This is a genomic window from Neisseria sp. SLRRB23, assembly GCF_050896295.1.
Classification (GTDB): domain Bacteria; phylum Pseudomonadota; class Gammaproteobacteria; order Burkholderiales; family Neisseriaceae; genus Neisseria.
Window position 1 is genome coordinate 1 of sequence record NZ_JBPBFH010000110.1, and the last position, 373, is coordinate 373.

The window sequence follows — 373 nt, forward strand, 5'->3', positions numbered from 1 at the left end:
GTCGAGTCTCGTGGGCTCGGAGATGTGTATAAGAGACAGTCAATACTTCGCGCATGGCGGCGTAGTCGTCGCCGGGCTTGGCAGTGGTGATGTTGTAGCGGCGGTATTGTTTGAAAAACGGGGGGTTATTTGTTTTTGGGCAGTTTCACTTCTTTAATCATGCCGTGTTCGCATTTCATAATAAAAGAGGGTTTCGCCGTTTTGCGAGGCGGCGAACCTGCCGTGTGCCAAGCCTTGTGTCATTGAAATGCTTCATCCAGCAGCACGTCATCCAGTTCGGTATAGACTTTCTTTCGTCTCCCGATTTGACGTAATGCGTCAATAATTTTGTTTTTCAATATGGCAAAAAGCCAGCTGATGACAAGTGCCCTGC

General features: G+C 48.5%; 2 pseudogenes. Both read right to left on the reverse strand.

What is annotated here, in order from left to right:
* Nucleotides 1–112, reverse strand: a pseudogene (locus ACRPFF_RS11320) (hypothetical protein); the annotation flags it as partial.
* A gap of 130 nt (nt 113–242) precedes the next feature.
* A pseudogene (locus ACRPFF_RS11325) lies at nt 243–373 on the reverse strand (sigma-70 family RNA polymerase sigma factor); the annotation flags it as partial.